Genomic DNA, 21509 nt, shown 5'->3' with positions numbered 1-21509 from the left:
CGCATCCGGACGACCTACAGTGAAACTACCGGTTTCAACCCCGGCAATCAACAACTTACCCAAACACCCAAGAAGAACCCAACTCATTGTTTTGATTGCTATCTTGCCCCAGTCACTGCCATCAATCGAGCTTTCTCGAAACTCTGAATGCAGTCGCTTCCAGCATCCACTCATCCACGTCCCAGCTGTCCAATGCCTCCAACGTGCCTCCGCTGGCCGAATACTCGCCCCCTACTCTGTCCAAGCGTATTCCCGAGACGATCATCAGGCTCGTCGTTCCTTTCTCAGTCCTGTGCAGTTCAACTTCGTTACGCGTCATCAAGATTGCATCGGCTCGATCACTCGTCGTGCCCTTGACCTCGACTTTCATGACTAGGCCATGTCTCTTGGCCTCGAAGTCGTAAGAATGATTTGCGGAGCGATCGATTACCTCGAATCCTCGGCCTTCCAAGTCGATCCGAGCCACGTCCATCGCTCGCAGCTCGACGGCCTTTCTGGCAGCGGCAGGCAGGCCATACCCCTGACGTCGGCCCCCAATTTTCATTGGGCTGATCGCCTTCTCTAGATCAGCCTCGTCCATATCGGCCGGTGCGAGATCTCGACCCGTGGATTGCGCATCGTAAATGGCTTTGAGCCTCTCAGCCGCAGAGGCGAAGAGATCTGGAAAGTCAGTCACTTCCAAATCCTCGTATGCGACGCGTTTCGATATCGCTACTGCGCGTTGGAATGCCTTGGGCAAAGGCCTCGTAGCACCGAATTCTGCATCGTCGACGAATGGCTCCAAGGAACCAAATTCGTTGGCGACGATCGCCCTCGCCCAAGACGTCTGCGCATCGATCTCGCGATCAGGCAAGATGACGAATTCGCCCCCTTTGAACCGCGATGACCCGCAGCTGAGCGTCACGTGCACAGCGCTCCCATCCGTAGAGAAGTGAATGACACAGTAGAAACCTTCAGTTGGTCGAGGTGACATCTCGGACGAACAGAACCGAACCCAAGGAAGTTCCGTCTTACGACCGACACCGTCGGAAGCATCGACATGGAAGGAGCCCCCGAAACGCCCCAATTTGGGAGCCAACACGGTTTCCAGATCCTCGATGGCGTCCTTGACTGGGCCGCGCAACACCTCACCTCTGAGTTGCATCCGAGGTGTATTCTTGGACGAGTAATTTGGTTGAAGTTCACAAATTTTCTTGAGATCTTTCCACATTTTTGGTTTCCAATGAATGACGTTTACAAACAGATACTTCTTCTGATTTTGGTTTGAAGTGATTTGGATCAATTTTGGATGGAAATGACAAAAAGTGGCAAGAGAATGACGGATAATCGAAAACGACACGTTCCTTCACATCCGATATCCTCATAAAGCGAGTGAAAGATGTCGCCGTTACATACGTATCTAGATGTCCGACGCATTGGATATGTCGAGAATGGCGCACTTGCCGTGAGAGGAGTAGCGAATGAAATTTCCGACATTTCCAAAAGGTTCTACGAGGAAACAACGCCGAAAGATCATGTCGGAGTTCAAACAAAAATTGTCTCCGCAAGATCGCTTGGCGTACGAACTTGAAAAGAAACGCAATCGCAAAAATGGGCGAAGAAAGTATGAACCCAATCCTCTTCCAGAAACACCTTTAGGGTTCAGCAAAGAAGAACTGAAGCAAGTCGATTGGTCCAACACTTGATTATCAAACACGATCTGATGCGTATTTTTTTGTCGCGCAGCATTGTTTGGAAAAATGAGAGGTCAAACAAATGGCGGTTCTATACCCAGATTATCGAGGTGATTTTCGAAGCATCACCTCCGCTGCAGAGGTCAAGTTCTACGAAGCCTGCTCTCGACTGCCGGATGACTTTCACGTCTTTCATTCCGTAGCTTGGATCTCACGTTCGGGTGGAGTTGCACGTGACGGGGAAGCCGATTTTCTGATCTGTCACCCCGACCGGGGTTTTCTGGTGGTCGAAGTCAAGGGTGGGCGAATTGAAGCCGATTATTCGAGTGGGACTTGGATCTCGATAGATAGAAACGGCAAGCGAAACCCGATCAAAGATCCCTTCAAGCAAGCAACGAACGCGAAATACAACATTCTCTCCAAACTGAAAGAAAATCGAGACTGGGGCCGCCTCGGCCTGAAACGTGTCGCAGCAGGTCATGCAGCGTTCTTTCCAGACGTCGACGATGCGCGGCGCCTACAAGGACCAGCTGCGCCGGTAGATATCATCGGCGATCGCAGCGACATCGTGCATCTGGAAGACTGGCTTTTGAAATCATTCGATTTCTGGGCGGCCGGGGAGGAAGGTGCAAGAGTGGATCCCTTGGGGCCGGGAGGGATCCGGCTTGTCGAAAAGACGCTCGCGCGCGTCGTCGAGGCACGTCCACTCTTTTCGGCTCAGATTTCAGAGGACGAACGCAAACGCTTGGAACTCACCGAGAGGCAACTTCAGATCTTGGACTTGCTTTCACGTCAGCGCCGCGTATCCATCAGCGGTGGCGCAGGGACCGGAAAAACGGTTCTGGCAACGGAGAAAGCGCGGCGCCTCGCTGATGAAGGCTTCAAGACATTGCTGACCTGCTACAACGTCCCACTCGCTCGGCACCTCGAAGAAATCTGCGCTGGAAACGACAACTTGGACGTCTTCGGCTTCCACAAGCTCTGCAAAAGCATCGTCGATGAAGCGAATGCGGTAAGCGGAAGGGATATCCTAGCCGAAGTCAAGGCAGACGAGCCAGGCAAAGACCTCTGGGACGATCACTATCCAATCGCTCTGGCCTACGCTCTCGAAATCGTGGATCGGCGATACGATGCAATCGTCATCGACGAAGGTCAGGATTTCGGAGAGGAATTCTGGCTTCCAATTGAAATGATGTTGACCGACGGCACCAAGTCACCTCTCTACATCTTTCATGACGAAAACCAGAACGTCTACGACAGGGCCAGCACTTTTCCCACTGATGCCGCACCGATTACGCTGTCCACCAATTGCCGCAACACACTTCAGATCCACGATGTTGCCTATCGATTCTACTCAGGTAGCCCCGTCGATCCGCCAGAACTACAAGGTCGCGACATCGAAAGAATTCACGCTCCTGACATCGATCGCCAGGCAAAAGAAATCCACCAATTCGTCTCCAAACTCATGGTCAACGAAAAGGTGGAGCCCAAGGATATCGCCGTTCTCATAGGGAACCGACGAAAACGAAAAGATTATGAGACTTCGCTGAACAAATTCAAACTACCAGGCGGCTCGAACTGGAAAAACGTCGATGGCACAGGTGACCGTGACGTCGTCTTGGAGTCGGTCGCTCGCTTCAAGGGCCTTGAAGCGGACGTCTTGGTTCTCTGGGGCTTGGACGACCTGCCAGAAGACGAAAAGAAAAGCACTTTCTATGTCGGGTCCTCACGAGCGAAATCTCACCTTGTGTTATGTGGGTTGGAGAGCTCCTGTGATGAAGTCCTTTCCATTGGATGAAGGTGACGGCCCCACCACTTCAGTGACGTTTCGAAAAACCGCCATTCACCGCGTAAGCGCAAGCAAGGAATGAAAAATGAAAGCAATCGACAGGCCGTTTGCAAAGATCATAAATGGAGCAACGCAATTCGTGGTTCCCGTTTTTCAGCGAAACTACAGTTGGTCTGAGGAGAACTGTCAGCAGCTCTGGAATGACATTCTGGCTGCAGCTGACGACGAATTCGCGGGCCACTTCATCGGATCCGTCGTCTACATCGCGACCGGTGACACGGCGGCAGGTTTCACGCGATGGTTACTCATCGACGGGCAGCAGCGCGTCACGACACTTACGCTTCTCTTAATCGCACTCCGTGATCACCTCCAGAACGTCGGTTCTTCCAGCTCCGAGGACGGCCCAACGGTCAAACGGATCGAGGCATATTTCTTGAAGAACCTTCAAGAAGAAGGCGCTCGCGAAGCAAAGCTCGTTTTGCGTCGTCGGGACGATGAAACACTGAAGGCCTTACTTGCTGGAGACGAGCTGCCCGCCGATCACTCGACACTCATCAAGGAAAACTATGAGTTTTTCAGAGACCAGCTGGGGACCGTGGATCCGGATGTCGTCTATACAGGATTGAACCGTTTGATCGTCGTCGACGTGACACTCGAAAGAGGCATCGACGACCCACAACTGATCTTCGAAAGCCTAAACTCAACCGGTGTCGATCTCAGTCAATCGGATTTGATCCGAAATTTCGTACTCATGGGGCAAAAAGAAGCAGACCAGACCCGTTTGTACAAAGACTATTGGGCAAAGATCGAAGAGCTCTTCCGAGGGTCGGAAAGAACATTCGACAACTTCATTCGTGACTATTTGGCATTGCTCTCACAAACGAAGAAACTTCTGAAGTCCGATCAGGTCTATTTCACGTTTCGTCAACGTTTTCGCAGTGCGCAAAGGAACTTAGAGGAACTCGAAGCCCTGCTGTCAGATCTGCACCGAATGGCCAAGTATTACGCCGCTCAATCGATTGGCACGCCAAACGATAGGATCGGCCGCAAGGCGGCGAACCTGCGCGGCTTTGGCGATGTACTCTCCATTGTCGTGATGAAGCTCTTCGATTGCTACGATCGCTTGGGTTCTCTTTCCGAAAACGAGTTCTGCGAAGCATTGGATCTACTCGAAAGCTACATGCTCAGAAGATCCCTCATCGGCTTGCAAACCAGGGGCTATGGGATGGAATTCGCCAAATTGGCCTATAGCATCGACGATGAGACACCTTTCGAGAACTTCCTCGTTTACCTCGCAAGGATGCCGGAGACCTACGCTTTCCCATCCGACAAAGAGTTCAGGTCTGCTTTGTTGGAGACCGATGTCTATTATAAGCGGGTTTGCTTTCACCTCCTAGAGGGTTTGGAAAACAGTGGCTCCAAGGAACCTTCGCCAACCAAGAATTACACAATAGAACACGTGCTTCCTCAAAACCCGAAGCTCATCGCCGTGTGGCGCGAAGCACTTGGAGAGAACTGGGAAGACGAACAGCAAACATGGGTTCATCGGTTGGGGAACCTGACGCTTACCGCCTACAATAGCACCTATAGCGATAGGTCTTTTGAGGAAAAGAAGTCGATCAAGGGTGGCTTCTCCGAAAGTTCCGTACGGTTGAACAAGGACATTCGCGAGCGTTCCCATTGGGACGTATCAGCAATCGAACAAAGGGGGGTGATCTTGGCGGAGAAGGCATTGCAGGTCTGGCCGGGCTTATCCGTGGATCTTGAATTGATCGAAAGGGTCGAGCTCGAAGAGAAGAAATCGCTCGCAGGCAAGAGAGATCCGGATGACATTCAGATGAGCAAAGCGTCGAGGGCTTTGTTCTCGAACCTTTCAGCTCGCTTGAGATCACGCTTTCCCGAGCTTGTCGAACTTCCAGGTTCCAAATCGATCAGCTATCACGATCCCCGTTTCTTCTTGGAGGTGATCCCGAGAAAGTCTGGCCTAAGCCTGGTGATCGATTTGGACTACAGCGAAAGCGCTGCTGTTTCGGAGTTGATGTTCGATGCCAATGATCGGACATTCATAATGTATTCGGAATACTCCGGCGGTACGGTTTGCCGAGTAGAAAACGAAGGCGAAATCGATGAGATCTTTCCTGCACTTCAGCTAGCTCATTCCATTGCCAGCAGCAGCTAGCGTCTGTCGATCGAAGTGTTTGCAAGTCTCGCCATGAACTTGAAAACGGCGAATTTTCTAGGTCACGTCAATCGTGGCCGGGCAATAGCGACTTTAGGTAAGCTTCGGCTTCCTCAACTCCATAGGAAAGGTGGGTATTGGCAACCAAACCTATGAGAACAGCTCTTGCTTCATCCTTTCCAGAGCAATTGGTGACTGCGGCCTCTAGGCTCCAATCCCACCTTTCCCAATTGTCGTCCCAGTACAATTGCAAGAGTGCGAATGTTCCCTTTTCATCCGCCAAGTCTACGACGTGCCAGCTCCATTCTATTTCCCAAGTCAATCCGGGACTGTGGTTGACAAGGTAGTCATCTCGAGCGACTTCAAAAGTTCCCTGGGGCAATCTATTGAGCTCCAGTTCTTCCAATTCCCAACGCGGCCCCTCCGCGTCATCTTCATCGACGGTTGCCGTGAGAATATCTACTAATTCAGGTTCTTCTTTCTTCTCGAGTATCCGCATCGGTGCATGCCCCTTGAGCGTAAATCGGATTTCTTCATGCTGGAACAGTGACGATCCTTTCGAGTTCGACACTATTGTCTCCACTGTGAAATTCGTATGCAATCAGCGGGCCATCCGTTCCCGCCGAATAGTCCAGACAAATGGCATGTTCAGCTTCTTTGACTGGGTTTCCTGTAAGCCAATAGTGTCCAAAGAACACGGGTGTTTCATCTTTGTATTGGTAGGATTGAACACTGTCCGAAAGCGCGCCTTTGGGAAGCTGGGATGGGTTTGGAACACTTTGGGCGATTTCTCTCCAAGTATTCGCTCCACTGAGCCACCACCCAATCCGAACATGATGTCGCGGGTTTCCATCTTTGTCTAAAAAGGTATGGCCTTGGGGCAGTTCCACTTCGACGCCGGACGTGAGCACTTGCATCGCGTCCCACAGCTCGCCGCTTTTCCACTTGTCCTGCTGGAGCATTTCGAGTCCGATTTTGGCCCCGGGTAACCTCTTTCTAACGATGTCGATACAGTCATGCGCCCAGCAGGCATGAACGGCGCGAAACCCATCGACCTCCAAAAACAACGGCAAGGTTGTCATCCACTTGATGACTTCTTGCGTCTCACTCGCGCCGACGGGGAACTCATTCAAGAACGTCCTATGCTGCCGTTCGTTTTTCTCACTATGGCGCCTCAAATAGTTTGTACTGCGAACGTTTTCAGTGGCTTCGATGGGCTGCTTCTGCGTGTGGTAGTGAATCGCGTTGAACTCGTGGTTGCCCATGATCGCAAGGGCCTTCCCACCATCGATAAGCGAGCGAACGGTGTCGATTACACGACGGTTGTCCGGTCCCCTATCGATGAAGTCGCCCAAGAACATGATACGTTGCTCAGGTGACGGCCCAATCCACCCACTGGGTTTTTGTCGCCACCCCAAGTGTTCGAGTAGTCCATCTAGTTTGTCGGCTTGACCGTGTATGTCTGGTATTATGTGATACATTTCATTTCTCTATCAGACCCACTTATAGGCCTTTTCAATCAATTCGCTCGACGCGTGATTCCAACTTAGACGAAACACCGTGATTTGACTGTCCTAGGCGCGTTCGTTTTTCTTCGGAACTCGGTTTTATTGTAGCGTCTCGGACCTGGGCCCGTCATGAGGCACCGGCTCTCCGGCATCGGCTTGTTTGAAGCCGTGCAGAATCAAGTCACTGATAACGGTCATGATTTCAGCATCATTCATACCTTCGTTACGCGCGCCAGAAATGAGTACTGAAAGTGAACTTCCAACCTGAGAAGCGGCAAGACATCTGTCACAATAGCCCTTGTCATTTGCCTCCTTGAAAGCGATCTCCAAAACGTTCCCCGTGTAGGCAGCAGCATTGCTTATCAACCCGTGCTCCAAATCGTCTTCTTTACACTCGAAGGGACCTCGATCCCTGCGGCAACCGGGTTTCGCCATTGGCAATTCAGACGTTTCAGAACGAACTCTGTTCAGCTCTTTCAAGCCTTCATCCAAGACACCAATGTGTTGTTCATTCAGGCTTGATCCCGCTTCTAGCAACTGAAGATGATGGCGCGCGTTTGCCAGAGAGCCCCACAAAAGCATGCAAGACGGCTGATCGTTTGGATCGAGACCCAAGGCCTCTCCAGCTTCCAAGTAGAAATTGGCATTGCTTACCGCGATACGTTTCATCATCTCGAATTCAAGGTTTGGCGGCAATACGTTTTTCTCTGCATGTGGCAGGGCGAGCCTCATGGCGTCTACGCCAGCTATTTCTGCCTCTTGTGCAAGCGCAGGCAACTTCTCAAACGCAACCAGCTGAGTGTGCGTTTTCTGCTCTGCATCGACCACTTCTCCTTGGCTCCAACCATCGGCAAGCCGGCGTTCCACCCAGGCTCCATGCGTTTCATTAGGGGTCATTTCTGGGTTCGAAGCAAAGAGTTTGGCGGTGATGAGGTGTTGCTTGACGTCACCCTTATAAAACTCGTGCCAAAGCCGGAATTCGGCACCGCATTTGCGATAACTTGCATCTAGAAACGCGTAAGCAAGAATTGTCTCATTGACGATAGGAATTCTCCTTATCTTCTTCGGTTGATCACGCTGCGATCGCGAACGAAACAGTTCCATGGCGTGGAAATTTCGATTGATGAAAATGAGCCTACGGCCGTGAACAAGAACCTCTCTTGCAAAATGGTGTTCGACGCGCATTGCGACTTTTGAGATTTCCCCAATCGATTGCTGAAAATTGTCAGGACCAAGTATTTTGCTGATAGTTCAGGTTTGTTCGCTGAACCTGTTTCCACTGACCATCAACAAGTAATCGAGGCGTTTACCTCACCGGACGAAGGCTAGAGGACCGCGACTCGTACGAAATCCAGTTTCGCAAATGAGGCTTCATACCATGCGCTCGAGGTTCTGCGAGAACATGAGATCGAAGTTCCTACTGACAAGTCTAATGCACCGGTTCAATCAAAAGGGCAGTCTCCGGATTGGGCACCTTGAAAAACGGTGTCACCGGAGATTTCGGTTATTTTCAACTGACCTAGAAAACCTCTTTGGGCGGCGGAAACTGCGTCATGGGCTTCTTCCTCCGAAAGTTTGGGAAAGGCTTGAATGATTGCCTCTACGGCTTCGTCTCTTTTTCCGTCTCCCATGATGATAATCGTTGCAAGTCCGATTGGGGTATTGCTCGACATGTACTCACTCCTTGAAAACTTCGATTTCATTAAATTGAATGCGGGAGGGAATGGTTACCCTCAACCGGGCGCTGGTCCTTGCCTCGCGTACCCGGAGCCTGCACCATGGAGTTACCCATGGGCTTGTCGCCATGGTGATTAACCACGTAGACAGGGTCACGACGACCCACAGCCATCTTACGGCACTGGCATGCCGCCGTTCGATGCACCGCAACCGAGAGGGGATCAGCCCCTCGGCTTGTTCCTTGTTTCTTCTTTCGCGACCTGCATGAGCAGCTTCAAAAGACTGTTGTCCGATTCACGCTCCAACTTGCGTTGCCGCAACGGACGATATCCCAGTCGACCAGTGCACAAGGCATTTAGTTGGCATCTTGAGTTGCGCGCTCGGGTCCTTGCCAGCCGTTTCTTACGTTTGGTCAAATACGCCTTCGACATCATTGACCGGTTATGTTTGGCGACGCGGCTACGTCGTTTGGTGAATTGCACAAGGCTTTCAAGTTTCATTTCTTTGTCCTGCCAAATTATGGCGACCGGTGGGACTAAGGATCACCCACAACCCTCGTGCCAGCGAGGGAACCTGCAGCCGGGTTAGAGTTACCCCGACACTCGGAAGCCGCCTTACACGACCCCCAACGAGCCACCATGGCTCTGCAGCCGCCTTACCGTCCCATGCAAACGGTTGTTCGGCGCACGGCCTAAGAACCCGCGTCCGGGCTCCAATTCGTCAATTGCAGTCGCAACTCGTCCAATCCCTATTGCTCTCAGGCAATTGGATCACGAGTGGCCCCGCAATGCTGTTTCTTTGGATCACCAGGCCGTTGCATCCAATGCACCGCCAGATGCAGCAGCACCATTGCCCGGATGACATAAAGATAGTATTACGTAATACGTATTGCAAGAGAAAATGTAATACGTGTACAAGAAATTTGTATTACACTGAGTAAGGCCTTGAAATGGAAGACAAACCCATATCGATCCGGCTTGGAGCACGCCGACTACAAGCGCTCGAACACTATCTTTCTGAAAACCCGGACGAGACCAGAAACGGTGTAATCGCAGGAGCTGTCGAATCATATCTCAAGGAAACGGGGTACTGGTCGCCACCACCCCCTGTCGCCAAAGGTATAGATGACGACGCGCCAATGGCACATACCCGTCCCACTCTTTCAGAGCGCGTGAAACGTCTTGAAGAGATCATTGCTCGGCTAGAGCAGCCTTCACAGTCCAAATAAGAGCTCCAAGGGATTTCGAACCGATGCAACAGTCCCCTAATCTCATAATTCACGTTCCGCATGCATCGCTGGCCATACCTACTGAGGTGAAGTCGCAATACTTGTTGAGGGATGAGCAACTCTTTGCAGAGGCGGCGGAGTCTGCTGATTTATGGACAGACGAATTAGCTGCTGCTGCATTCCCTGCTGCCACGATCATCGAAGCGAAAGTCTCGCGCATCGTTTTGGACGTGGAGAGATATGCCGACGACGCGCTGGAAGTCATGGCAAGTGTCGGTCGCGGCATGATCTATACCCACACCCACGACGGTCAAAGGATGCGCAAAGATCTGAGCCCCGAAACCCGATTGGACCTAAAGAAGCAATTTTACGACCCCCATTGGGACGCGCTCAGAACAGCAGCGAAGTCGGGTTACCTCATCGACTTTCACAGCTACCCATTGTCAGCATGGGCGGTAGAGGCGGATCGCGACGCTCCTAGACCTGAAATAGACTTGGGGTTTTCGGACGGTGTCACCTCAGAAGCCTGGCTAGCCTCTTTGAAAATTCATTTCGAAGCGTTCGGTTACGAAGTCGGCCTGAACACTCCGTATTCGGGTGTGATCGATGTGGGAGCGCAGGACGCGGTCATGCTCGAAATCCGGAGGGATCTCATGTCGGCGTGGAAGGACGAGCGCGATGGTGGCCGTTTGCTCGACTGCCTTTCGAAAGTTCCAATGCCTTAGCGTGATTTTAGAAATCCGTAATGCCAACCATCGATGGTCGGCGGCAAAGTCACTGATCAGGGAGTTTGAATTGCTCCGAACCTCTATATGTCAGACAAGTTGAGCTGCTATGAGATGCATTTTGATTTCCATTCTCGATCCAAATAATTCAAGTCGTCTTCCCATTCAGCCACTGCTTTATCCATCGTACCGAGTGTGTTGCCGCTCGACGCGAGCACCCTGATGACACGATGTAACTTTCGAAATCGCTGCCTGGACTTTGGCTCACCCCATTCCGCCATGTGAGCAGGAGATCCGACAGGCGGCAACGTTCCAGTCAACACATAATCCAATATACGCCTCCTCACCGGCTCCTTGAGGCCGTCAGCACCAACTTTGTAGCCTACCTTGCTCAAAACACCCTCTGTTGGTGTTGCTGCTTTGTGATTACCTGCTTCGTAAGCAGCCAACCGCTTCTGCCATTCACGCTCGATTGCTTCGAGAACTGATGCGGCAGCCTCATGCAGCTTGTCGTCTTGAAGCTGGACCTGCGCGTTGAAGAACAGTCTGGAAAGCGCATTGTCATCCATGTCTGGAATTCGCTTGAGTACCTTCATGCGAAGTTGCCTTTAGTCTTTTGCAGTTTCAAGTGTATCAAACCTAACAAGCTCACCAATGATGGTCATCGTAGTGATTGTCCGCGAATGTCGTCCGGGGAACCGTCCTCTTGAAGGTCTTGCGTACCTTGCGCGCAGCCTGATCCTGTTCTGCCAATGCCTTCAAGACTTCTTCAGTGCATACCGGCGAACTTGATACATAGCCCAAATATAGACTAGGGTCTTGCGCCCAGTCGCCGTCTTCGGTTCTCGTATCGATATAGTCCTTACTGTTCTCACCGCACTCAAACTTGCCATAGAAATCGGTTGAAGTGTGTTCGATCTGCATGTTGCATTACTCCCCGTCGTTGCAGCTTTCAAAATGGAGGGTCTGTGATATCGACAGTTTCTCGCAAGCTCACGCCGTCTGACTTAGGCGCAGCCTGGAGCCGACCCTGTTCGGATTTTTTCAGGAGCCTCAATTGGCCTTTGAACGGGCGAAGGACGACTTCAGTCGCATACCGGTTTTGACTGTCGTCGTCGCTCCAGTTTCTGGTTTCAAGCGAACCTTCGACAAAAACGAGATCGCCTTTGCAGATACTGACCTCACAAAAGGAAATGATCTGGTCGACACGTACGACGATTTTGTGCCACTGCGTGATTTCCACCCATTCGCCGGTTTTGCGATCCTTCCAACCCTCGTTCGTGGCAAGAGAAAAGTAGCAAATACGATCACTTTTATCGAAGCGTCTGATTTCTGGGTTAGTCCCCATTCGCCCTATGAGTATTACTTTGTTTACGCTCGTAACCATGCCCTTTTCTCCATCCAGAAATAGAAACTCGACTCCGTTTCCCGACAGGAGTAGGTCTCATGTTCTTTTGAGTTTTGTTGCTTTTTTTGCTATCGCCGCCGAAGGCGGACCAGGCGCCGGTCGGGAAACACCCGACGTCTCCGATCGCCTCGAGTCCGCCGGTAACAAGTAACCACGCGACCATCTGATGTGACGATGGCTTCGGACTTTTGAGCGCTTTCAACGACCTCCAATGGCAACCCGTCTGCGATCAACTCTTGGACAGCTTGATCATTGAGGTACAACCGGCTGCAGCCCGCTCCCGCATCATTGTACTTTGCATAAGTGATCAACAATTTGAGATCTTGCTGAGAAACACCCCTTTGAGCGGCGCGCTCTAGTGCGTGCTTCGTCATCCCCAGAGATGAAAGACCGTGTGCTACGCCCCTCATCTTTCAATCCCAAGCTTTTTGAAAAGTGACTTGATCCGCTCTTCGCGTTCGGCGCGTTCCTTCGCAGCTTTTTTAGCCTCTTTTGGATTGGCCCGCAGCCAAGCTTCACGTTCCTTCCGCCGCTTTTCCTTTTCAAGCCGCCGGAGTTCATTCGCCGCCTCAGCCTTTTCTCTGAGCCAAACTATTCGCTCGTCTGCCAGTTCTGACAGTTCTAGATGCTGATCCATTTGATCTAGTTTCACGTCGCCATTGATGATCGACGCATTCAACGCGTCGTCGCCCATCGTAAGCTCGCTGATCGCCATTCGATCGAAATCTATACCCTGGCTGTTGGGGCATCGCGATCCAACACCCCACTCTCGTGGCAGGTCTATTCCAGTTCCTTCAGCAAGGTGTCTCAACAGCAAACAGAGTAGATTGGGCATGTCTGACTGATCGAGATCACTGATATCAATCATCGGATCGGGAACGGGTTCAAAAATATCCTGTGTCGCGGCCACTTTTATTTCGGCGGCCAAACGTTCCTGCTCGTAATTGTCAATCATCGGGCTGAAAGGCTTATCGGCTTGTTCATAAGCGTGGTGCAACTCGACCAACCTTTGCTCGGGTCTCTGCAAAGCAAGCTTTGCCAAAATGGCAAACATGAGTGGCGCCAACTCTATTAGTTGTGTTTGCGTTACCCCGTAACGCTGTTTGAGCAAGTAGTACCCATTGCTCGAAGACGTGGTAATCCTTGCACCGACTGCCACCTTCCGCGAGCTTTCCACCTCACCTTTCCAATCTTCGTCGATCTCTTCGGGCGCTATAGCCAGAACCTCGCAAATACTCTCTATTTGGTCTTGCTTCAGGCGTGACTTGGACGAAAGCCAGCGAGCTACGGTTCGCTCCCCTTTACCCAGTAGTTCCGCAAGTCTTGCTTGCGAAACACCCTTCTTCTTCATTGCCGCTTTCAGCTTTTTTTTGTCGAAAGCCATCGTTTCACCTTTCATTGATCTGGGTGAAAGATAGTCAAATTTTATTGCCAAAATAAGATGACAATTTATGGCATGTTTTCGACTTTATAGGACATATTAAGGCCAAAACGGACAGATTTCGAAAAAATTATGCCAAATTTCATGCCAATTTCAAAAAAGATACGCTGCCGTGTTGTATCCCACGGAACTGCAGATCAAGCTGATTCGTTCACCAAGTTCGCCCCTGAAACCGACTTTCAGTTGCCGGCGAAGCTTATCTCCCGCGCCGCAACGAGGCAGCCCGCTTTCAAGAAAACACTAAAGACCCATCGGGCTTTGCTTGAGGGAGTGAAGCTCCGTCTCTTTCGAACATCGCAGCCATAGCACTCTCCAAAGGCTCACCGCCAGTATTGATCTCGATCTCGGTCAACCCGCTTTGAAGCAAAGCCGCATCGCCTCTACTATCCGCAAGCGGCCAAAGGGCGGAACTCGCCAGCTTTCGCTTTCGTTGCATGAGACTATGCAAGAGGCAGTCGAATGAGCCTTCTCGGTAGCCCGGATGGATTGCCATGGCCACATGGATCTCAACTGGTTTGGTTTGCCCGATCCTGTGAACTCTGTCGTTGCATTGCTCTTCTACAGCAGGGTTCCACCAACGCGACAAATGAATGACATGCGTAGCCGCGGTCAAAGTCAGGCCGGTTCCTGCCGCCTTTGGCCCCAATACCAACAAGTCGAAGCCTTTGTCGTCGACGAGATGGCGTTGAAAACGATTTACGATGACCTGGCGTTGCTTGATCGGCGTTTTTCCGTTGATGATATCTACGCGGGGCAGCTGATACCTTTGTTTGATCAGTTCGACGAAACGATACTGCATCTTGATGTTTTCGATGAAAACCAATGCTCGTTCACCTTTCGATGCAAGCCGATCCAGGATCTCAAAAGTTGCCTCCAGTCTCGCCGAAGAATTTACAAAACTCTCTCCTGTTTCGTTGCCTTCGATATTGGGATGCACCGATACGGTCCGTATGTGATGTATCATTGCGAGCCTGGCTCCGAGTCCACCTTTCGCGAGGTTCAAACGAGCGGCATCGTAGACTGTTGCCTGAAGCTCCGGCATCAGACGTGGGTGGAGCATCCGAGTTTTGCTCGGCAAATCCTTTGCCGCTTCTTCCTTGACCCTGCGTATCGCCATCGGTGGAACCGGCGCCCCATTGCCATCGTCCTGCTGCTTGAACACCAGTTGATGAAGTTGGCTCATGTTTTCTTCGTTTGGAGAGCCAAAGACATCGTTGAATTCGCGAAGACTACCCAAGGCACCTGGAACGAGCTGATCCATGATTGACCACAGGTCTCCACTCACGTTTTCGATCGGTGTCCCAGTCAATCCGATCCGAAAATCCGCGCGAATTGCGCGCGCTGATGCGGCGGCCAAGGTGCCGGGGTTTTTGATATTCTGGATTTCATCGAATACGGCGCACGAGAACGGTATCTTCGCCAAAGAGTGCTGATAGTTCGTCATCGTCGTGTAGGTCGTCAGAATCCATACTCTGTCGCCTCTACCATCCTCTATGGCTTCATGGAGGGCATCGAAATTGAGAGTGTCCTGCCCCTTGTCGGTGTCTTTTCCAGAGCCTGATTTCCTCTTAAACCCAGCGATGGAATTGCCGTAAAGTCTGTAAATGAAACCGAGCCCATCACCACCGATATGCTTGGAAACCTCTTCTTCCCAGTTTTCCAGAAGTGACGTTGGCGCAACCACCAAAATGGGCAGACGCGCCTTGTTGTCCCGGTGCGCCATGTTAGTCTTGAGCCAAGTTAGAAATGAAAGCGTTTGAAGCGTTTTTCCCAACCCTTGTTCATCGGCATTCAGAATACCTGGAAGACCTTCACTCCAAGCCTCCAGAGACCATTCGAAACTCTTCGTCTGATGCTCTTTCAATGGTGTGGATATGAGGTCAGGAACGCGTTTCTCTACAAAGGCGCCACGTTTGTTCCTATCTGGGCGCCATTCGATATTCTCGAAATTGTGCTTGGTTTGAACGACGATTGGATCGCGGTCAGTGGCTGACGTGATTTGGTCGCGGTTTCCCTCATCCTCACCTGATCCGTCTGTCTTCTCTTGTTCTTTGCGAAGCTGCTCCACCCTGCTTTCGATCGACTTGATCGTCGACGAGTTAACTGGAACCGCTTGCCCGTCGACGTCTATCTTTGCGTCTCCCCTGGCTGCAGCTGCTTTCATCTCTTCGAGAACGGATTCTGTCTGCTTCAGGTTTTTTTCCAGAATACGGTCCACGACACTCCGAGACAGTCCCTCCGGCATCCATTCAGTGCCATTCGACCAGTCATCCCCGAGCTCCGGTCGCTTCCACTTGCCGATGCCGATCACACGCTCTGAATACTCACGCGTCTCCACGAAAGTCGCACCCGTCGCGGTTTCGATTGCCTCTTGAACTTGCGCATCATTCAACCCCGCCAATGCCCCTCGCTTTTCGAGGTCTTCCTGAATCGCCGCGGTGATCGCTGGCTTGGGGTTTTTGACGAACTCCGCCCTCTCAAAGGGAGTTGCTCTTTTCTTCTCTTCCATCACTTCGAGCGTCACTTTGGCTGAAGGATCGACGACCAGGTAACTCTTGTCACCCGTTTTGTAGGAAGGAAGGGCGCCTGATCTTTGGAAACGATCCTGAAAAACGGACAGCTCTCTTTCATCAAGCTCAGACGCAGCTTCTTCGATCACTTCATCGCCTTCACTTTGCGATAGAGTATCAGTTGCGAAAGGCACAGGCGCGAAGTCCAAGTACTCACCTTTCTCAATCGGGGAAATCGAAAAACTGTCAGCCAGACTCACTTTTAGTCCAGAAAGAAAGTTGGACATCTCCGTGTTCGCCCCGATTTCCTCCTCTGGAACGAGAGCTTTCCTGAAACGTGCAAGAGCCGTCCAGTGATCGACCTCGTCCTCATTGGGGTCGAAGCAGTCAGCGATACGGATTGCTCCAAGCATCCAACTGGGAACTCGTTGAATTCCTCGAGCCGTATTCAGGAATGCGCCAGTTCGTTTAGGTTCGACTGTTCTCCCCTGGTATTGCCATTCGTAGTGAAGCCGAAAATGCTCGGACCCCACGATCCCTTCTGCGTCGGTGTGGAGCTCAAGATCTACAAGCGGTGGAAGTCCCAAGATTTGACCAGACTTGGCACCGACTTGCGCCGCTCCGTCATGTGTCAACTCCACACGATCGTCATGGATCACAATTGAGCCGGGATATTCAGCCTCTATGGCCCTCAAGTCACCTATAGCAAAGGCGACCTGCCGCTCTTTTGGGTCGAGATGGTTCAGTGAGACTGGCGCATTCTTTCCGAACAAAGAAAGAAATCCAGTGCGTTGAGACTTGGGACGCAAAATGACTTTTGCATCATCATGGGAAAACTCGAACTCCATCAAAACATCTCCGGATACCGGCTACGCAAGTAACCTTGCCAATCACCGAGGTGCATTTTTCGCTCCTCTGGGCCGATTTTGACAAATCCAGAACTGACTCGTTTTCTTCTATCGTGTCGTATGTCCGCACAATCGTATTTGGGCTGATACAACTTCGGTGCTTCAGGATCGTTTTTTGCATAGATGTGGACTTTGAAATTGTAAGTTCCTTCGACGATGATCCTTTGGCCTACCTTCATGATGAGCAAAGACTTGTTCCCGTCGTCGCTCGCGTGAGACACCTGGCGTCCAAACGGAAGATTTTTTTCACGGCCAAGGTTCTTGCGAGCGAGCTTGTGTCCCCTGGGATCAAAAGCCACCCAGGCAGCAGAGATATTTCCCCTGTCGTATTGATCCATCCAGAAACGCCTTCTTTCGCTCCACATATGGCTATCTTGCGTGTCTGTGAGGACATCGAAGAGAAACCGCATACTCTCGCCGGTCAACCAACGGAGCAGTACTTGCTTTGCTTGTTCGCTTACGTTTATCCAAGCGCTTCCAGGATTGATCCGGATGTCGCCGTAGCTTTCGGTTAGGTGGTCGATCAGGAACCTTTTGACGTCTTCTTGGGGCTCTTCATCGAGCCAAGGCGCCAACAATGCTTCGATTGCTTCTGACGCCCCACTTTGTTTCGCCAACTGGCCATCCGGATGCAGCCAATGGAATAGTTTCTCGATATCGGTATGAGTTCTGAGATCCAATTTCTCGAGAAATTCTAGATGCGCGTGGTCAAGCAACCCCGGCGCATGTGGTTTGTTGAAGCCTAAGCTCTTCAATTCTTGGAAAGGACGCTCTGCATCCTTCATGCGAGACGCAACTTCCATAGCAATTCTATTGGAGTCGAAGAATGCTGGAAAACTCTTCAACAGTTTCCTGGAACGTCCACTGAGATGCGGAATTTGGTTGGTAAGAGCTTCAGACAGTCGACGTGTGTGAACTGCTCCTTTGACGAAGCTTCCAATGTAGACTTGCACCGCGTTTCCCAAAAACGTCCGACTGCGGTTCGTGGCGGCTTCTTCATAGTAAAACTTTCGAACATGCTCGAGATCCGCCCGAGACCTCCGCTCACGATCAAAGAGCGCTACGGCTGCTTGGTTCACGAACGAAATCTTTGCCCCGCTCCACGACCAATCATCCAGTCTACGCTTCAATTCTGCGACCAAGGTTTCGCGGTCGTTCTCGGAGGGCTCAGCAAATACATCTGGCCATCGCTTCAGCACACGATCTACGGCAGTTTCCAATCGCTTCGGAGCTGGGAGAACGACAGAAGTCGGTTCGACTCTCTGCGCGAATATCTCACTGAGTCTCATCCCCGCCTCCCGCAGCAGAATGAAGTCTGGATTTCAAGTCATCGATTTGTTCCGTGCTCGCGGGTGAGAACATTATGATCCGAAGATCAATTCGTCGGTTTTCGTCCTCTCCAGCGCGGGTCTGGTTCGAAGCAATCGGTCTATATTCACCGTATCCAGCAACTGAGATCACCGGCTGCTCTCGAAGATTGAGATGTGAGATCAACCCCGGCGCTTCCGAGGTCATCGTCGAAAATGCCGAAACCGCCCGATCGTTTGAAAGCCGCAAGTTGTATAGCTCGCCGCCCTCGCTATCCGTGTGCCCTTCGATCTGGATAGCCTCTATAACGGCGAAGGCAGGATTGCACCCTTCCTGCCAGGAGCTGTTGTCGCCAAATGTGTAGCAAGGCAGAATTTCGTTCAACATCGTTCCCACACGCTGCATGACGGCTCTTTTTGCGGGTAGAAGCTCTCGGGCTCCCTTTCCAAAAAGGCCCTCTCCTTTGAACTGCAAAGCACCGTTTCTTTCGTTCACTTTCACTTCGAGCTCGGGGAAGTCCACTTTGAGGCGCGCTTCAATCTCTTTGAGAACCTTGATCCGCGTCGCGTCAGCTTGCGCGATGTAATTCTCTAATGGATCCCGCATTTGACGCCGAAGCATCTCAAGCTGTGTCTCAAGTTTGGCAATTCTTGCCAATGCATCAGCCAATTTCGTCTCCAGATCGGAGATTCTTTGGCCCTTTTCTCTGAGCGTGTCTCGCAGCTCTCGGATCAAAGCGTCCTGGCGTAAGAGCTTTTCGCTGAGGCGATCGACCTCTGCTCTCAATTCATCGCGCTCTCTCGAAACGTCTGAGAGCTCCGCTGCGATGCGATCCTTCTCGATTGTCACGAGTTCCAGTTCTGCTTGAACGCGTTCCAACGAAGAGAGTGCGGTATCTCTTTCGTCTTTTACGATCTCATATGTCGATCGAGGAACCGCATCAGGTTCTTGATTGCCGTAGAAGCGGGCGAAAAACGCGAGCAGGATGATCACGATGAACAAGACGCTGACCGTCATGTCGGTCATGGATACGAAGGCCGACTCTTCCTCTTCCGCTACGGATCGCCTGATTTGAGCGTGCTTCATGACGCCCTCCGCGTTTGCGGAGCGAAGTCTTCAGCTTGATCGACGACGGCCTGAAGCTGATCGATACCTTCGCCGAATTTTCCCTGGACTTCACTTACATAGGTCTTGATCGATCCGAGCGCCTCTTCAACTTTCTGGTTGTACACCTCGAAAGCGCGTCCCAGTTTCTCGTCGACGTCATCCAAGCGTTCGCCCTGTCCCGTCATTTCTCGTACGACGGCTTGGACACCTTCCAGAGCATCTTCGATGCCACGACGCTTTCCATCTAGGACGTCACGAGCACGTTCCATTGTCTCATTGGCGATCTCGGCAGTCTGTTTGGCGGCTTTCAAAACGGTTTGAGCAGTCGCATCGACGTTGCGATCTAGGTTCGCTGTCGCCGTTTCGATCTTGGATGTCGAAACTTCGATCGGTGCTGCAGCGGCCAGAAGACCGTTGGAAGCCGCTTTGAAGCTGTCAGAAGCTTCAGAAACGGCGCCGGCACCTCTACCGACACTATCGGACATATGCTGCATCTTTTGCGCACCGCTGCCCAACTCTTCAGTCATCGTCTTGAGCGAATTCACCATTTCGTTCAGCGGAGCAAGAACCTCGTCGCGCCCTTCTTCCACCAATTCGGTGACACTCGCTCCCGCAGCCTGAATTTTCGACGCGGCGTCTGCGCTTGCTTCGTTGATCGTGGCTTCTGCAGTTGCGGCGCCCGTTTCCGTCGCTGTTTTGAGTTCTGCTCCGAATTGCTCTGCGGCTGATTTCATCTCGTTGGCCGCTGACAGCATCGCCGCAGCGCCTTCTTTGGTATTGTCACTGATCCGATCAAGCGAGTCATTCATCCTGCTCAGGAGTGCGTCGGCCCCCTGGTTCAGAGCTTCTTTCGTCGTATCTGCAGACGACACTGCTGAGTTCCGAAGATCTTGGACGGCCGAAGTCATTTGTCCAATCGCGCTCTCCATGCCAGAGCCCATTTTTCCGGAACTATCATCCAGCCGATCTGCCAGCTCACCAATCTTCAATGCCGCTTCTGAAAGATGCCGTCCTGAGTCTTGCAAAGCGCCCGTCACGTTGCTGGTCAAAGTCTTCGACAAACCTTCAACGACGTCGGTTAGGCCATCGCTACCGGCTCGGCCGATATCCTTACTGATACCTTCAAGTTTACCTGCTATTTCCTCGGCGAGTGCTTTGGGCAACCCATCTTGCAAGCGCGTCACGATTTCATCCATCTTGTCGTTTATCGACTCGACGATCGGGCCAGAGATACCGTCCTTCAATTGCGCTGTAAGTTCGCTGACGAGTTCCATCCCGACGGTTCTCAAGTTGTCGCGCTGTTCCTCCGCGATATTGAGTTGTCGAACGGCAAGCTCTTCCTGGCTCACGAAACTCAGGTTGTCTTCAATGAGGCCGCTCAATGCATGAACTGCCCCTTCGATCTTTCCGTTGCCTACGCGCAAAGCCACCGTGAAAACGATCGAACACAATAGCCCTGTGAGAGACATTATGAATTTCGCGGACGCAACCGACAGCAATCCACTGATTGCAGCATCGTCAATTGCTTTCCCGGTCATCGTATTCAATGCCGCAATCAAGCCTAAGAACGTGAAGAATAAACCAATCGTGACAAAGAGGTTCGGTAGAATTCGGAAGAACCCTGGTCCGAACGCCAAATCGTCTACATTGAAAAAGTATGAGGGACGTACAGAGTTTCTGGCCAGGCCTTTGTATTGAATGATCGTTTCGCCGTACTCGCCCCATGCCGTTGCAAGCGATCTGGAAGCCCGCCCCTTCGAGTTTCTTTCTATCTGAGCCGACAGCTCCTCGAAGTTCACGGCTCCATCATCAGCGTTTTTTTGACCCAGGAAGATGCGCTGGAACTGAGAAACTGCACGGGTACGACGTACGACGCGAAACGACCATGCGGCCAAAAAAACGACCATGGACGCGAGCAACACACCTGCGACGAAACCCGGCGTCCAGTCTTCTGTCAGATATTCCGCGATTGTGAGGATCAGGTCTTTGATCGTTCTACCAACAGCTGTGATCTCTTCCACGTCATAACTCCATCTACATGTGCAAAT

Annotated in this window: 17 protein-coding genes; 4 read left to right on the top strand and 13 right to left on the bottom strand. The window is 51.6% G+C overall.

Annotated elements, in window-relative coordinates; genetic code table 11:
* Positions 1-121: 121 nt before the first annotated feature.
* Positions 122-1144, bottom strand: coding sequence for an MrcB family domain-containing protein (locus tag RUA4292_RS02995; protein ID WP_158506910.1), 1023 nt, complete (start codon positions 1142-1144; stop codon positions 122-124).
* 316 nt (positions 1145-1460) lie between these two features.
* Here RUA4292_RS02995 and RUA4292_RS02990 point away from each other — a divergent pair, with 316 nt between their 5' ends.
* The 3 genes from RUA4292_RS02990 (at position 1461) to RUA4292_RS02980 (ending at position 5641) form a co-directional block, all read left to right on the top strand.
* Positions 1461-1685, top strand: a complete 225-nt coding sequence (locus RUA4292_RS02990; protein WP_058276232.1) for a hypothetical protein — start codon at positions 1461-1463, stop codon at positions 1683-1685.
* A 70-nt stretch (positions 1686-1755) separates the two neighbouring features.
* Entirely contained in the window at positions 1756-3471 is a 1716-nt protein-coding gene (locus tag RUA4292_RS02985; RefSeq protein ID WP_058276231.1) for a nuclease-related domain-containing DEAD/DEAH box helicase, read from the top strand.
* A 76-nt stretch (positions 3472-3547) separates the two neighbouring features.
* The gene (locus RUA4292_RS02980; protein WP_058276230.1) at positions 3548-5641 is read left to right on the top strand and encodes a DUF262 domain-containing protein; all 2094 of its coding nucleotides are present in this window, start codon (positions 3548-3550) and stop codon (positions 5639-5641) included.
* A gap of 67 nt (positions 5642-5708) precedes the next feature.
* On the opposite strand, the gene RUA4292_RS02975 is transcribed toward RUA4292_RS02980, so the two are convergent.
* From RUA4292_RS02975 to RUA4292_RS02960, 4 genes are all read right to left on the bottom strand, one after another.
* Positions 5709-6212, bottom strand: a complete 504-nt coding sequence (locus RUA4292_RS02975; RefSeq protein ID WP_145974840.1) for a hypothetical protein — start codon at positions 6210-6212, stop codon at positions 5709-5711.
* Positions 6175-7122 (bottom strand): metallophosphoesterase, encoded by a 948-nt coding sequence (locus tag RUA4292_RS02970; RefSeq protein ID WP_058276228.1) that lies wholly within the window; start codon positions 7120-7122, stop codon positions 6175-6177. The genes RUA4292_RS02975 and RUA4292_RS02970 overlap by 38 nt, the downstream gene beginning before the upstream one ends.
* 126 nt (positions 7123-7248) lie before the next feature.
* Positions 7249-8334 (bottom strand): RyR domain-containing protein, encoded by a 1086-nt coding sequence (locus RUA4292_RS02965; RefSeq protein ID WP_058276227.1) that lies wholly within the window; start codon positions 8332-8334, stop codon positions 7249-7251.
* 257 nt (positions 8335-8591) lie between these two features.
* Positions 8592-8822: a hypothetical protein gene (locus RUA4292_RS02960; RefSeq protein ID WP_145974839.1), complete on the bottom strand. Its 231-nt coding sequence runs from the start codon at positions 8820-8822 to the stop codon at positions 8592-8594.
* A 1255-nt stretch (positions 8823-10077) separates the two neighbouring features.
* On the opposite strand from RUA4292_RS02960, the gene RUA4292_RS02950 reads away from it, so the two are divergent.
* Positions 10078-10779 (top strand): N-formylglutamate amidohydrolase, encoded by a 702-nt coding sequence (locus tag RUA4292_RS02950; protein ID WP_058276224.1) that lies wholly within the window; start codon positions 10078-10080, stop codon positions 10777-10779.
* 107 nt (positions 10780-10886) lie between these two features.
* Here RUA4292_RS02950 and RUA4292_RS02945 read toward each other — a convergent pair whose 3' ends face one another.
* From RUA4292_RS02945 to RUA4292_RS02905, 8 genes are all read right to left on the bottom strand, one after another.
* A complete protein-coding gene (locus RUA4292_RS02945) occupies positions 10887-11375 on the bottom strand; it encodes a hypothetical protein (RefSeq protein ID WP_058276223.1) in 489 nt (162 codons plus the stop codon).
* A 52-nt stretch (positions 11376-11427) separates the two neighbouring features.
* Positions 11428-11703, bottom strand: a complete 276-nt coding sequence (locus RUA4292_RS02940) for a hypothetical protein (RefSeq protein WP_058276222.1) — start codon at positions 11701-11703, stop codon at positions 11428-11430.
* A 28-nt stretch (positions 11704-11731) separates the two neighbouring features.
* Entirely contained in the window at positions 11732-12127 is a 396-nt protein-coding gene (gene ssb / locus RUA4292_RS25595; RefSeq protein WP_370737408.1) for a single-stranded DNA-binding protein, read from the bottom strand.
* Positions 12128-12593: 466 nt separating this feature from the next.
* Complete coding sequence (locus RUA4292_RS02925; protein ID WP_058276219.1) at positions 12594-13586, bottom strand: helix-turn-helix domain-containing protein; 993 nt, start codon at positions 13584-13586, stop codon at positions 12594-12596.
* Between the two features lie 271 nt (positions 13587-13857).
* Positions 13858-16986 (bottom strand): DEAD/DEAH box helicase, encoded by a 3129-nt coding sequence (locus RUA4292_RS02920; protein ID WP_058276218.1) that lies wholly within the window; start codon positions 16984-16986, stop codon positions 13858-13860.
* Positions 16986-18335 carry an EH signature domain-containing protein gene (locus RUA4292_RS02915; RefSeq protein ID WP_058276217.1) on the bottom strand — a complete coding sequence of 450 codons (1350 nt, stop codon included), beginning with the start codon at positions 18333-18335 and terminating at the stop codon, positions 16986-16988. The genes RUA4292_RS02920 and RUA4292_RS02915 overlap by 1 nt, the downstream gene beginning before the upstream one ends.
* Entirely contained in the window at positions 18322-19440 is a 1119-nt protein-coding gene (locus RUA4292_RS02910) for an OmpA family protein (protein WP_058276216.1), read from the bottom strand. The genes RUA4292_RS02915 and RUA4292_RS02910 overlap by 14 nt, the downstream gene beginning before the upstream one ends.
* Complete coding sequence (locus RUA4292_RS02905; protein ID WP_058276215.1) at positions 19437-21482, bottom strand: hypothetical protein; 2046 nt, start codon at positions 21480-21482, stop codon at positions 19437-19439. The genes RUA4292_RS02910 and RUA4292_RS02905 overlap by 4 nt, the downstream gene beginning before the upstream one ends.
* Positions 21483-21509 lie beyond the last annotated feature (27 nt).

The sequence above is a fragment of the Ruegeria atlantica genome, from assembly GCF_001458195.1.
Lineage (GTDB): Bacteria > Pseudomonadota > Alphaproteobacteria > Rhodobacterales > Rhodobacteraceae > Ruegeria > Ruegeria atlantica.
Note: the sequence above shows the minus strand (reverse complement) of the source record. Positions and strands in the feature narration are given on the sequence as shown.